At 33.3% G+C, this 13,074-nt stretch carries 15 protein-coding genes; 2 read left to right on the top strand and 13 right to left on the bottom strand.

Annotation, left to right across the window (positions count from 1 at the left end):
- Positions 1-55: 55 nt before the first annotated feature.
- From H8S40_RS04565 to H8S40_RS04535, 7 genes are all read right to left on the bottom strand, one after another.
- Complete coding sequence (locus H8S40_RS04565) at positions 56-844, bottom strand: hypothetical protein (protein WP_186864683.1); 789 nt, start codon at positions 842-844, stop codon at positions 56-58.
- Positions 841-1,773, bottom strand: a complete 933-nt coding sequence (locus H8S40_RS04560; RefSeq protein WP_186864682.1) for an AAA family ATPase — start codon at positions 1,771-1,773, stop codon at positions 841-843. Before H8S40_RS04560 ends, H8S40_RS04565 begins: the two co-directional genes overlap by 4 nt.
- Positions 1,745-2,866, bottom strand: a complete 1,122-nt coding sequence (locus H8S40_RS04555) for a DUF262 domain-containing protein (RefSeq protein WP_118738486.1) — start codon at positions 2,864-2,866, stop codon at positions 1,745-1,747. The genes H8S40_RS04560 and H8S40_RS04555 overlap by 29 nt, the downstream gene beginning before the upstream one ends.
- Before the next feature lie 78 nt (positions 2,867-2,944).
- A complete protein-coding gene (locus tag H8S40_RS04550) occupies positions 2,945-3,805 on the bottom strand; it encodes a hypothetical protein (protein ID WP_186864681.1) in 861 nt (286 codons plus the stop codon).
- A gap of 44 nt (positions 3,806-3,849) precedes the next feature.
- Positions 3,850-4,527, bottom strand: coding sequence for an RES domain-containing protein (locus H8S40_RS04545; RefSeq protein WP_186864680.1), 678 nt, complete (start codon positions 4,525-4,527; stop codon positions 3,850-3,852).
- 60 nt (positions 4,528-4,587) lie between these two features.
- Complete coding sequence (locus H8S40_RS04540) at positions 4,588-5,088, bottom strand: hypothetical protein (protein ID WP_186864679.1); 501 nt, start codon at positions 5,086-5,088, stop codon at positions 4,588-4,590.
- Positions 5,085-5,306, bottom strand: a complete 222-nt coding sequence (locus H8S40_RS04535; protein ID WP_118738513.1) for a helix-turn-helix domain-containing protein — start codon at positions 5,304-5,306, stop codon at positions 5,085-5,087. The genes H8S40_RS04540 and H8S40_RS04535 overlap by 4 nt, the downstream gene beginning before the upstream one ends.
- 344 nt (positions 5,307-5,650) lie before the next feature.
- On the opposite strand from H8S40_RS04535, the gene H8S40_RS04530 reads away from it, so the two are divergent.
- Both H8S40_RS04530 and H8S40_RS04525 read left to right on the top strand, forming a co-directional pair.
- Entirely contained in the window at positions 5,651-7,126 is a 1,476-nt protein-coding gene (locus H8S40_RS04530; protein WP_186864678.1) for a nucleotide sugar dehydrogenase, read from the top strand.
- Positions 7,127-7,179: 53 nt separating this feature from the next.
- A complete protein-coding gene (locus H8S40_RS04525) occupies positions 7,180-8,286 on the top strand; it encodes an NAD-dependent epimerase/dehydratase family protein (protein WP_186864677.1) in 1,107 nt (368 codons plus the stop codon).
- A gap of 159 nt (positions 8,287-8,445) precedes the next feature.
- Here H8S40_RS04525 and H8S40_RS16075 read toward each other — a convergent pair whose 3' ends face one another.
- The 6 genes from H8S40_RS16075 to H8S40_RS04500 form a co-directional block, all read right to left on the bottom strand.
- The gene (locus H8S40_RS16075) at positions 8,446-8,670 is read right to left on the bottom strand and encodes a hypothetical protein (protein WP_243238184.1); all 225 of its coding nucleotides are present in this window, start codon (positions 8,668-8,670) and stop codon (positions 8,446-8,448) included.
- A 69-nt stretch (positions 8,671-8,739) separates the two neighbouring features.
- Complete coding sequence (locus tag H8S40_RS04520) at positions 8,740-9,447, bottom strand: PD-(D/E)XK nuclease family transposase (RefSeq protein ID WP_243238182.1); 708 nt, start codon at positions 9,445-9,447, stop codon at positions 8,740-8,742.
- A 710-nt stretch (positions 9,448-10,157) separates the two neighbouring features.
- Positions 10,158-10,454: a helix-turn-helix domain-containing protein gene (locus H8S40_RS04515; RefSeq protein ID WP_186864676.1), complete on the bottom strand. Its 297-nt coding sequence runs from the start codon at positions 10,452-10,454 to the stop codon at positions 10,158-10,160.
- Positions 10,455-10,574: 120 nt separating this feature from the next.
- Positions 10,575-10,925 (bottom strand): helix-turn-helix domain-containing protein, encoded by a 351-nt coding sequence (locus H8S40_RS04510; RefSeq protein WP_186864675.1) that lies wholly within the window; start codon positions 10,923-10,925, stop codon positions 10,575-10,577.
- 203 nt (positions 10,926-11,128) lie between these two features.
- Positions 11,129-11,968, bottom strand: coding sequence for a hypothetical protein (locus H8S40_RS04505; RefSeq protein WP_117991222.1), 840 nt, complete (start codon positions 11,966-11,968; stop codon positions 11,129-11,131).
- Between the two features lie 315 nt (positions 11,969-12,283).
- Positions 12,284-13,072: a DUF4393 domain-containing protein gene (locus tag H8S40_RS04500; protein WP_022076307.1), complete on the bottom strand. Its 789-nt coding sequence runs from the start codon at positions 13,070-13,072 to the stop codon at positions 12,284-12,286.
- Positions 13,073-13,074: the final 2 nt, after the last annotated feature.

Below are 13,074 nucleotides of genomic sequence, written 5' to 3'. Positions count from 1 at the left end.
TTCTTCACAGAACAATTCAACCCATTTGTTTCATAATGCCTTCTACACTATCAGATTAGCTTCTAAATAAGGTAATATTTTTAATATGTATTTGTTCACATAACCTCAATACTTTTTCTTGCTCCATTCCTTTTATCTTTTCTTTGAACAAATCAACAATATAATTAGGATATTCACTATTTTCTCTGTATTTTCCGTCTGCTTCTATAACATCCTCCACAAAATCTGCTAACGCCTTCGTTTTGAATCCCGCGTCGTTTAACTTAAATTGATTGATATGATGTTCAATATAATCTATATCCTCATCTGAATAAGAATATTTTTGACTTGGTACAAATTCGGCATTATATACATCATATTGTATTCTATATTCCTGATTCGAATTTTCTCCTTTTACTCCAAACGGCTGTAAAATAATTCTTGATTTCTTACAGTATTCCTTTTTTAACTTCTTATAACTTTCACACTCAACCTTGCATTCTTTTCCATCACATTGCACTTCTAATACAAATTCTTTTTTTGCCTCTTCCAGTTTTTCTAATCTTTCCTGTTCTCCCACACGCTTTAAAGACAAATTGCAATTAGGACAGGCTATTGCAATATTAGGAGTACATTCTGTCAAATGTTCTTCATCAAGTTTTTTTTCTATACTATGTTCCAAATGTCCAATATTTACTCTGTCATTCTTTAACAACGAATAACAATACATACAATGATTATTGCTAGTTTTTCTTAAAAGTGTTTCTAAATTTTTCCCCGGCTTATTTTTATAGCCATAGTTCATTCCAGCCTCATATTCAGGTAAAAAACTAGGAATATCCAATAACCAGTTTTCTTCTATCACACTTGCCACTCCTCTATCTGCTTAACAATTAACTTTTGTGCTTTTGTTATTTTCTCCGCTTTCATTTTTTCTAATTCAGCTTCATCCTCAGAATTCCAAATTCCTGACATTTTGTTGTTAAAAAGTCTTCTTAATATCTCGTCTCGCTTTTCTTTATCATTTTTTTCTTTTTGTTCAAAAAAGGCACTGAAAATGTCATACACTTGCGATATACTAGAAAAATCCCCTGCATCTAATATCTCAAAATTTTCTCCATACAACAAAATCAAATTCGTTTCTTCTGCATTTGCAATCAAATCTGCCGAATGCGTTGTAACAACAAAATTCAATTCAGGAAATTTATTTTTTAAAAACCCTAATATTTTTCCACTATTTTTTACTGATAGGAACTCGTCTATTTCATCAATAACAATGGTTCCTTTTGATTTTGTATCAGAGAAATACAATATTTCCATAAAAATACGAATCAATGCCTGATAACCACTAGACAATTCAACAATTTCATTATTGATATATACATTCCATCCTACCTCTCCCTGCCGTATTGCAAATGATATCTGAAGGAACTCATTCATCAGCGCTTCTACTTGCCCACAATAATTGCTGTATAAATCTTCTATTGCCCTAGGTCCACCATAGTAAAAAGTATCTTTATGATTAAATACCGCTTCTTCTAAGCGCTGTTTATTAATCTCTTTCGAATAATGCACTTCTGGAATAGCCGAAGGCATAATCTGACTTATGTCAAAATAGCGATTTACTGCATCTATAAAATAGAACTGCTCTTTTTTATCATTTTCTATCAACCATCTTAATACGTCTGATTTACCACTAGAATTATCTCCAATTATAATAGTATCTTTATATACCAACTCCTCATTCATTATACTATTGCAGACTCTATTCAGCATCATTTGATAAGATTTCATATATCCGCTTCCACCTCTTGTTCATATTTGTTATAGAAACAGTTCCCCCCTGTTGTGTTTCCTTTATCTTCTTATCTTTTTCTATTTTACTACAAATCTCATCTGTAAATTTTATCTGTCCTATGCTAGTCTTAGCCCAAACGACAAACAATCCTTCTAATAAAAATGTCTTTGAAAAATATTTTTTTGAAATTTCCAGCAGGTCAATAAATGTTTTCAAACTCCGCTGATATCCCATAACTTCCTCATATTCAAAATCATAAGCTGCTTCCGCGAAACAATCAATCAATTTATTAATGGAATTTTTATAATTATTTACCCTAAAATTAATTCCATCATATTCTACATATTTCTTCATAGCACAAAAACGATATAAAAATTCTATATCCTTACACTCTTCATCAATTCTGCCATACAATTTTCTCCAATTTTTATTTTGCTTATTCAGAGAATTAATCATTCGGCTGAATTCACATGGATAAATTCCATTCCTCAATTCTTGATTGGATAGTCTTGTCCCGCCATTATTTAAATTGGTAAAAATTTTATGTAAGGTCACATCTCTCTTTTCAATTTCTGCTATTTTAATTTCAATTACCGATATCGATCTATAATCAATCTTTCTTTTAAGCATCACTGGAAGCGTTTCGTAGCTAATATCATATTTTTCTCCGTTTAGTGTCATAAAAAACTGAGTTGGAACTATATTATCATATTTTTCTTCCAATGCTTCTTCAAACTTACAATCATTTCTTACATTTAAGTCACTGTAGTCAAACACCGACTCCTTCGGACTTTTGAAGAACTTTCCAATAAAATAAAAGAAAAGGCTCATCACTCTCTGTTGACCATCCAAAATTTCTAACTGTCCCAATTCATTTCGAAATGTATAAATTGGAGGAATCGGCAAATCACGAATCAAAGAAGTTGCCAATTCCTCAACCTGTTCTTTTGTCCAACGATATTTTCTTTGATATTCTGGAATCACAAAAATATTATCTTGTACTCCTTCTACCAATGACTTAAATCCCATATCTGTTTTATATTGTTGAATACTAATCTGATTATAAATCTCTAACAGTGATTCTGCCATTTTTCTTCTTACCTTTCCCTAAAATATACTTGTATTGTAACACGAATACTCCCCTACAACAATCGCATATTCCATTTGCTAATCCTTGTCTCTAATATGTTCCATATACATCTGTTTTGCTTTTCTTCTTGCTTCGTTCTCTGCCAATTTCACTTGACGTCTTCGTTTATCCTCTTCGTCCTCTTTTTCCCTCTTATTCAAGCATTTAAACTTATACTCAAAAAAAAGTGATTTTGCTACTTCATTATTATTAACGACCTCGTTTCTTGCTTCATCGATTTTTCTTTCCATATATTCTATATCAAGATCTTCCTCTTCCAATTCTAGGATTTTCTTTTCACACCATTTAATATCACTTTTTAGTTGCTTACAAGACATTTCATCTGTATTTCTCATTTTCAAAACTTTTAATTGCTCTTTACATTTTTGCAAGTATTTTATGGCATTTTCTTTGTATCTGATTTTTCCGACATATTCTTGAATTCTATCAGTATATCGAAATAATGCTCCAATCAATTCAAAATATTTTCCCTTCTTAATATATGGAGAATACTCATTATACACTTTCTCTACCAATTTTCCAAAATCAATTACTTCCATCGGAATATATTTAATATATCCATCTATTTCCATACCAATTCCATCTATTATTGATAATTCCGTTTCCCATTTATGATATAACTTCAGAATTTCAATTTCTATTCTTCTTTTATCCTGAAAATAATTTATAATTTCACTAAATATCAATAATATTCCACTACTTAAAATTCCAATGAAAATGTTACTAATTGTTTCGCATTTTCCATGAAAACTAAAAATATATGTAGAAAAAGCACTTCGAATCGTTTTACAAATATTACTTTGAAGGAAAAATAAAATTATACTTATCAAAATTATCAGCCTAATAGCTTGTGTTATAATCTCTTTAGATCTTCTCATTTTTACTTACATGACGATAATATTTTATCACATACTCCTTCTTTTTAATTTTTCTTTAAAATATCCCTTGTATAAACCCTCTCATTTGCTATAATTTTTCTACTCCCCTCTACAAATTCAAAGTAATCGTCTTTCCACAAAACACAGCAATTATACCCTGTGCTTCTGTATTTAATACCTTCAATTCCAATTTTTTTACAACATGACGCCACAAAATTAGGAAGCAGATACTTTTTCACAATTTTCTCCTCTTCATTTTCCACTATGAAACGCAAATGTTCTATAAAACGATTATTACCTTTAACTTCACCAGACAAATCAATAATTCTCTCTTTTTTAACAGGCTGAAGTCCGACCACTTGGAGACTAATTTTCTTTTCCCCACAGTGCTTGGTAATTTTAGCTAATGCTCCCGCTCTCGTTTCCGCTATATAATAACAACTTTTCCCAATTGCATTATATCGACCATGTGAAGATATATTAAGTGGAGCTTTCAGCATTTCCTGATCTAAGAGCAGTGCCTGACCTGTTTCAATTCTTCTAGCATGATAATATGTATCTGCATCAAAACTTATAAAATTCTTCCATTCTTTAATAATTTCAAAAATCTTTTTTCCTACCGGATGACAAATTGCAAATGTCATATCATCATATAATTGACTTTCAAATGAAATCAACTCATCAAGTGAATTATCAGCAAATAAATCTTGCGAACTTTCCACAACTGTAATCTGATCTGCCGTCAGCTTTCGCTCTGGTGAATTTTTACAAAAAAAGTTAAGCTACTTTTCTACCGAGAACTTAAAATTTTGTAAATATGTTATCAACTCCAGAATATCATTATATGTTTTTTTATTTTTTCCATATACAGATGGTTTTTCGGAATCTAAAATTTCTTCTAGCTCTTTACATTCATTTGCAATATATTCTTTGATTTTTCTTCGCATTTCCTCCAATGCTTTTTCTGGAACATATTCATCTTTACTCTTTTTTTCTTCATTTTGTTCATCTATATTATTACAATTTACTTTTTCTTTCTCTTTTTCTTTTTTTACCACTTTATATTTTCCTTTTTCTCCTGTAGGAAGAATATAATGTTTTTTTATCAAATATGTTATAGCATTACTAAATGCATTTACCTCATAGTCTACATTATATGTACATCCTTGCTCTTTCAACCATTCTTTTAATCCTTTTGTAGTAAATACCTCTATGTCATTACTCAAACATGTTTTCATTTTTTCTCTTAATTCACAAGATCCAATCATTTTATCACCTTTCATTCAAATACAATTATTTCTTCGATACTTTTCACTCCAAACAATTCAGCCATTGCATACAACCTCTCAATTGGCGGAATCGTTCTTCCACTCATATAATTTTTAACCGCACTTTCCGAAATACATAATGCTTTAGCAATATCACAATTTTTCAATCCATTCTTTCTCTTTAATTCAGATATTCTTTTTGCAGTCTTTTTAATATTTATTTTTTCATTCATATTTCTTCTCCTTTTCTTATTAATTATATTTCTTTTTCATTGCATTCTCAAGTTTCTTTTTTACACTTTTTCCAAACCCATCCCACTTCACAACCATAACATATTTCAATTTTTCGCATATTTCTCAGTAACAAAATTTCACCTTACTTTTTTCTCTTCTTTTCCGAATCGTGTTATTTATCATAACATTTTCATTCTTTTCTCATCCCCCTCTTGCACCCTTCCCAATCTTATGTTACTATAAATACGTTAAAATCAATAATCAGCAAATGTAGTTTTGTTACTTAAACTAACATCGTATTGTATAACTATTAAAATACACACATTAAAGAAAGGATTTCACCATGAAAAAATTATCTCAGTCTCTTTTAGCTGACTTGGTTGCTACAAAGAGAAAAGAACAAAACATGACACAGCAGGCACTTGCCGATGCAACAGGAATCAATCGTGCATTAATTTCCCGCTTGGAGAAAGAAGATTTTCTTCCATCTATTCCACAGTTGGAAGCATTGTGCGAAGCCCTTGGATTTGAACCAGATGAAGTTTTCGTAGATAACACAAATACTAAGCTCGCTTCACCGGCACCACTTAATATTGCCGTTGCAGGTACCGGTTATGTAGGACTTTCTATCGCAACTTTGCTTGCACAGCACAATCACGTTACTGCAGTGGATATCATTCCTGAAAAAGTTGATTTGATCAACAACAAGAAATCTCCTATCCAAGATGATTATATCGAGAAATATCTCGCTGAGAAGGAGCTTGATCTGACAGCTACTTTAGATGGTGAGGAAGCTTATAAAAATGCTGACTTTGTTGTCATTGCAGCACCTACAAACTATGACGGCAAGAAGAACTATTTTGATACTTCAGCTGTAGAAGCTGTTATCGAACTTGTTTTGAAGGTAAATCCAGATGCAATCATGGTGATTAAATCTACAATCCCTGTTGGATATACTGACTCTGTCCGCAAGAAATATAACACTAGCAATATTATTTTCAGCCCGGAATTTTTGAGAGAATCAAAAGCGCTCTATGATAACCTCTATCCAAGCCGTATCATTGTTTCTACTGATAAAAATGATGAACGTCTTGTAAAAGCATCAAGAGATTTTGCTGCACTTCTGCAGGAAGGTGCACTCAAACAAGATATTGACACATTATTTATGGGATTTACTGAAGCTGAAGCTGTAAAATTATTTGCAAATACATATCTTGCACTTCGTGTTTCTTATTTTAATGAGTTAGATACTTACGCAGAAATGAAAGAACTGAATACACAGGATATTATCAATGGTGTATGTTTAGATCCACGAATCGGAACACATTACAATAATCCTTCTTTCGGATATGGCGGATATTGCTTACCGAAGGATACAAAACAGCTGCTTGCTAACTACAATGATGTTCCTCAAAATATGATGAGTGCAATCGTAGAAAGTAACCGAACAAGAAAAGACTTTATTGCTGACCGTGTGCTTGAACTGGCAGGTGCTTATGAAGCGAATAGTGCATGGGATGCAGCGAAAGAAAAAGAAGTGGTTGTCGGTGTTTATAGACTGACTATGAAGAGTAATTCTGACAATTTCCGTCAGAGCAGTATCCAGGGCGTAATGAAACGAATCAAAGCGAAAGGTGCAACTGTTGTAATCTATGAACCAACACTTGAAAATGGAACAACATTTTTCGGAAGTAAAGTTGTAAATGATCTTGCTGAGTTCAAAAAGCTCAGCCACAGTATCATTGCAAATCGTTATGATTCTTGTCTGGATGATGTCCGTGACAAAGTATATACAAGAGACTTATTCCAGCGTGACTAATATTTTTCAACCATAATTAATAAAGATTCAAGTTTTAAAACGAGGAAAGTGCTATGAAAAATCAAAATGTAACTTTAAAAAATGCAACGATTCTTGTAACAGGTGCAGCCGGTTTTATCGGTTCTAACCTCGTTCTTGAATTGCTTCGTACTACAGAGCCTGTTCATATCATCGGCATTGATAATATGAATGATTATTATGATGTTTCAATCAAGGAATATCGTTTAAGAAAAATTGAAGAAGAAGTCCAGAAACATACTGCATCATCTTGGAATTTTATAAAAGGATCTATCGCTGACAAAACTTTGATTGATCAGATTTTTACAAATTATAAACCAACTGTTGTTGTAAATCTGGCTGCCCAGGCAGGTGTACGCTACTCTATCACAAACCCTGATGTTTATATCGAATCAAACCTGATTGGATTTTACAACATTTTAGAGGCATGTCGCCATTCTTACGATGCTGCTGCCTGTGACGATTCTTATCATGGAGTAGAGCATTTGGTATATGCTTCTTCCTCATCTGTATACGGAAGCAACAAAAAAATCCCTTACTCTACAGATGATAAGGTAGATAATCCGGTTTCACTGTATGCTGCCACTAAAAAGTCAAACGAATTGATGGCTCATGCTTACAGTAAGCTTTATAATATTCCATCCACAGGACTCCGCTTCTTCACCGTATACGGACCTGCCGGAAGACCTGATATGGCATACTTTGGATTTACAAACAAGTTACGTGCCGGAGAAACAATTCAGATCTTTAATTATGGAAACTGCAAACGAGACTTTACCTTTGTCGATGATATTGTAGAAGGAGTCAAACGTGTAATGCAGGCTGCTCCTGAAAAGAAAAACGGCGAAGACGGACTTCCAATTCCGCCATACGCCGTATATAACATCGGTAACAATCAGCCTGAAAATCTGCTTGACTTTGTAGATATTCTTCAACAAGAGCTGACTCGTGCCGAAGTTCTGCCTGCTGATTACGATTTCGAAGCACATAAAAAACTGGTTCCTATGCAGCCAGGTGATGTTCCGATCACTTATGCAGATACTACTGCATTGGAAGAAGATTTCGGATTCAAACCTAGTACAAGTTTGAGAGATGGCCTTCGAAAATTTGCTGAATGGTATAAAGAATTTTATAAAAATTAATCTATTCTTGAAAAACCTTCTTTGTAAGATTACAGAGAAGGTTTTTTTAAGTAGTTTTCTGGAAAATTGACGGCGCCTGACACCAATGGTAGGTAGTTTCTATTAAGTTAAGGGACTCCCTGCCATTGTTGTCATGTACCTTATACCTCTTTTGTAAAGCTACTGCTCCAGCTCCGCAATAACTTTTTCAATTACAGCAACCTCTTCTTCCAACTCTTCTGCAATCACATCGATATCCTTCCCCTTCAGCAATTTCTTTTGAATTTGCTGTTTAAGCTGCTCTTTTTTTCCTGATTCTAAACCAGCCTTTCTACCTTCTTCAATTCCTTCTTTCCTGCCAGCCTCCATTGCTCTTTCTTCAATTCCCTCACTCAAATTACACATTGTCTTCACTTCCTCCTCTATTGATTCTTCCATTGGTATATCATATTCCTTTTCAAGTATATCCAATTTTTAATCTACTTTTAATTTCTCTGACAGTAATGTTCCTAACAATCGATGTAATTCATTGTTTTCATCTTTATCTGATAATTTTCCAGATACTCCTACCATGATGATATTCAGCAGTTCAAGTTTTCCTTTCCACTTATAATCGCCCATGATTACATCATTTGTCAGATGAATATGATTCATACTGTCTTCTTTCATATTCATACATATCCAAATTGAATATACCTTCTTAATGTCGTTGTAATTGCTTCCTTTAAACTCGCGATTCTTCTGCGACGAAATCATCCGACTGATATAAAAGATTGCACGATTTAAAATATCATAATCTGTAGGGTCTGTCTTTTGTGCTTCGATATTTATGATAATCTGCGAAACTCCATCTTTGGTTCGTACGTAAAAGATAATATCGAATCGCACATATCCTGCATAAACTTCCGAATTCTCTGTATTCAATCCTACAATTTCATTTCCTTTTTCATCTACTCCGACAATCTTATTTGTAAGTCCCAGCCCGACCGGAACTTTACTTATAAGTGGCTCTCCTTCAATCAGATGGACCACTTCTTCCGGGCGCATTCCACGAAATTCATCTACTGATTTTGCTAAAATGTGAGCAAGTATAATCTTGTGTCCCAGCAATTTCTTGACACACTCGTCATACTGTGCCTTAATGTCAGTCGATAATACAACATTTTTCAACTCAGTATTCATTTGTTTCCTCCTTCTTGCAGAAGGAACTTACTCTTATCTAATGTCTTTCAGTCCTCTCCTGCTTTTTACATTTGTTTTGGTATTAAAGCATAGATTTCTGAAATGTGATTAGAATATAGATGGCGCATCGCACCTTAGAATTCATTAAGAAATATGCTTTTCTCTACTCTAGCATATATGGAATGTTGATGCAATACTGTAAATGCAAAAGGATAGTACTTTTAAGTTATGTGCTGTAAAAATTTGATGGCGTCTGACACCTGGTAGTGTGACACCTAGCGGCGGATAAGCCAACATTACGGACGAAGCCCTATAACAAGAGTCTTAAACTCCTGTTCCGTATCCACAAAATGCTCGGAATCCTAAAATATCATTGAATACTTTTCGCGTCTGATTGTCTGGGTAATAACGTTCATACTTTAAAAGTATAGAATCCAAACTTTTCACTCTATAATCCAACGCAATTCCTGAAATGATTTCCTATTCATCCAGCCACTCCGCCATTGCAACCAGTTCTTCAATCAATAATTCCTTATCAAAATAATGCTAATTTTTCTTCAATGGAATTCCCAGATGCGACTCAAACGACAATGCATTCAAAATTCACAGTGGTAAAGCATTAGATAGAATTTAAAACCGGCTATTCTGCCAGTTCTAAATTTTATCTGTCTTATAAATACGTTAAAGCGAATTTATATGTTTATAGAAATTTACATTTTATTTTTTGTCGGCATCGGAACAAATTCTAGTTTTAATTGCATCCCTAAGCCCTGTGCAAGTTTTTTCACCATACTCAAGCTGGGATTTCTTGTTCCATTCTCAATCCTGCTTATATCTGCCTGCGTAATTCCGGTTTTAGCTGATAAATCTTTCTGTGTCATATTCTGCTGCACTCTTGCATCAATCATTGCCTGGATAATATCATATTCCGGTTGCAGTGCATCATATTCTGCTTTTACCTCTAGATTCTGCAATGCTCTTTTTTTATAATCTTTATAGCTACTCATTGCCATACCTCCGTTCATAATCTGCTTTATATTGCTTTGCCAGTTCCTTTCTTTTCTTCCTATATTTTTACCTCTCATTTCATTATTTGTTCGTTTATACGTATTTTGTGGGTAAATTTTTTATGTAAACTCTTTGAGTGCTTCCAAATATCCCATCACTCTTTTCTGTGCATCTGTATTTAACTTTTGATATGTCTCTACCAACATTCCAATCTCTGTGTCTTTGCTAATTACATACGTATTATTATCTCTGCTTCTGTTTCCTGTATGCTCTGCTCCTGATAACAGCTCATATGGTGTCACATCCAATACTTCACAAATTATCAAAATCTTATCACTTACCGGGTTGGTTCTTTTTTTCTTCCAGTCACTTATCGAACTTTCTGCAATTCCCGTTCTTTGGGCAAATTCTTTCTGACTCATTCCTTTTTCTTTCAATAATTCAAAAATCTTATCACTAATTGTCTTCATTTCCTTTTTCGCCTCTTTTCTCTTCTTTTTATTCTACCAGCCCCTACACATGATGTAGCGGCTGGACACTTATTCTAATTTTGTTGTTTTCATAAGTCTATCACTTTATGTTCTGTTTGTAAATACGAATTTATATGTTTATGAAAATTTAATGGCGTCTGACACCAATGTAGTCCATCCAGATTGTGACAATCCCTAGGAAGTTAGCATTTATATTCTGTTGCTCTTTCTAATAGCCGGTCAAAACGTTGCAGCTTTTGCTGAACCTCATTCTTATTCATTGTAATTCTTTCTTCCACACTATCATTTTTGCTAAATTTATGTGTTCTCCCCGCAATATCAACAAGCAATTCGTTATCCTGAATCAGAAAATCCTCTTGCATCCATTGTGGATTAAAATATTCAGAATCTTTATCAATATAAAAAACCTGTATTCCACAATTCACCTGTTCCTTCATGTGCTGTTCTTTTTTCTTCCAATCTTTTTTTTCAAAAATAAAAATCCGCTGGATCGTAACATGCTTCTGATCAATCAGTTCGCTTTGCACCTTCAAATATTCTTTCGTAAAATCATCTTCCCAATAGTCCGGTATAGAACTTACCGCTTTAATACTTCCAAATTCTTTTGTATAACTTATTCCTTCTATTCCAAACGTATCATCCGCATGAGGATTTGTAACATGAATACCCGATAAAAGTTCTTGATTATCAGACAGGAACTTTTTCATTTTTTCGTCGATCACTCTTTTAAAATACGGATGTTTCACAGTAGTAATCTGATTTGTATAACTGATCTGATTGCTTATCTCCTCTAATCTGTGTTCCAATTTTAAAAATTCATTATTATAAAATGTTTTATCTTTTTCATATTTTATATACCATTCCACTAATGCTGCAAGCAGGGTAGCTAAAATGGTCAGTATAATACCCATTCCCAGATTATCTCTACAAATTATACTAAAAACAATACCAACAACACAAAAAATTAATGTCCATGGTATTTTTTTCAAACGTTTCATATTTAGGTTCATATTTTGGTTCATATTTAGGTGCTCCTTTCTGTACCGTCAAGTTCTTCATGCTGTCATGATTACTAATGTTGTTTTCATTACTTGTACCTTATTTGTAAATACGAATTTATATGTTTATAAAAACTCAATAGTGCCTGACACCAATGTTGATTCAAAAAGCATGATTTGTCATCAGATGCATATTCCTGTAAATCTCTATTAAAATACGTCTTCTTTTCAAATCTATCTTCCTCTTTTCTCAATTTTGCACCGTTAGTCATTAACCTGAGCAGGCACTTGTCTTAAGTTGACATTAGGTTGACCACATTGGCGCCTAACACACAATGTTTAATCAATACAACATTGTGCAAATTCAACCCCAAAGTCTGTAACATATAATAACTTCTTTTCACATGTATACTTTTCCCCATCTTCCAATGCTACTGTTTTCAATTGCTGTATTCTCAATGCATTTTCAATCACCGAATAAATTTTATCATCCAGAATATGTAAATCTTCCGGAATTTCTATAATTTTTAATCTACATAAATTTTCTAAATAACTACTCATATTATCTGGAGCATCGCAGATATCATAATATTCTTCATCCACTATATTACGCGCAATCATTCGGGCCCCATTACCGTTGCCCATATCCACTTTTAAATTCATCACAGCAATATACTCCTTTGAACTTCTCGGTAAAATTTTTAATAATTTTGCCTCATCTGGTGTTATTTGTTTTATTATATCAACAAAACTAGGATGAACTCTCCATTTTTTATCTATATTCATCGAAGCTGCCAAAAGATTGGCATACATATCTCTTAGCACTTCACTGTCAAAACAATATGCAATTTGTTGTATTGCCGGAACAGCAACATAAGGCTCCGGCTCGCACTGTTTTTCTTCCGGTATCTTTTCTACTTTTTCTTGTAGTGCTTCTGCTGTTAATTGTAAACTTTCCTCTCCATTAATAATCCATTTTTCCCATTTACTTAGTCCTAACCGTATTGTTCTTGGCAAAAAACTAAGCATTATTCCTACTGGTTTTGCTGATGGTTCTACCACATCTGTATATGCTTTTTTCAAAACGCCGCCAGATTCTTCCGCTAATTTCCCAATTATTTCGTTCATAT

This window comes from Ruminococcus hominis, from assembly GCF_014287355.1.
Lineage (GTDB): Bacteria > Bacillota > Clostridia > Lachnospirales > Lachnospiraceae > Schaedlerella > Schaedlerella hominis.
The sequence above is the reverse complement of the archived record's forward strand: the minus strand, read 5'-3'. Positions and strand labels throughout refer to the sequence as shown.

Coding starts and splice junctions, on each gene's coding strand:
- H8S40_RS04560 (WP_186864682.1), bottom strand. CDS start 1,773: ATGAAATCTTATCAAATGATGCTGAATAGAGTCTGCAATAGTATAATG.
- H8S40_RS04555 (WP_118738486.1), bottom strand. CDS start 2,866: ATGGCAGAATCACTGTTAGAGATTTATAATCAGATTAGTATTCAACAA.
- H8S40_RS04550 (WP_186864681.1), bottom strand. CDS start 3,805: ATGAGAAGATCTAAAGAGATTATAACACAAGCTATTAGGCTGATAATT.
- H8S40_RS04540 (WP_186864679.1), bottom strand. CDS start 5,088: ATGAAAGGTGATAAAATGATTGGATCTTGTGAATTAAGAGAAAAAATG.
- H8S40_RS04535 (WP_118738513.1), bottom strand. CDS start 5,306: ATGAATGAAAAAATAAATATTAAAAAGACTGCAAAAAGAATATCTGAA.
- H8S40_RS04530 (WP_186864678.1), top strand. CDS start 5,651: ATGAAAAAATTATCTCAGTCTCTTTTAGCTGACTTGGTTGCTACAAAG.
- H8S40_RS04525 (WP_186864677.1), top strand. CDS start 7,180: ATGAAAAATCAAAATGTAACTTTAAAAAATGCAACGATTCTTGTAACA.
- H8S40_RS16075 (WP_243238184.1), bottom strand. CDS start 8,670: ATGTGTAATTTGAGTGAGGGAATTGAAGAAAGAGCAATGGAGGCTGGC.
- H8S40_RS04520 (WP_243238182.1), bottom strand. CDS start 9,447: ATGAATACTGAGTTGAAAAATGTTGTATTATCGACTGACATTAAGGCA.
- H8S40_RS04515 (WP_186864676.1), bottom strand. CDS start 10,454: ATGAGTAGCTATAAAGATTATAAAAAAAGAGCATTGCAGAATCTAGAG.
- H8S40_RS04510 (WP_186864675.1), bottom strand. CDS start 10,925: ATGAAGACAATTAGTGATAAGATTTTTGAATTATTGAAAGAAAAAGGA.
- H8S40_RS04505 (WP_117991222.1), bottom strand. CDS start 11,968: ATGAACCAAAATATGAACCTAAATATGAAACGTTTGAAAAAAATACCA.
- H8S40_RS04500 (WP_022076307.1), bottom strand. CDS start 13,072: ATGAACGAAATAATTGGGAAATTAGCGGAAGAATCTGGCGGCGTTTTG.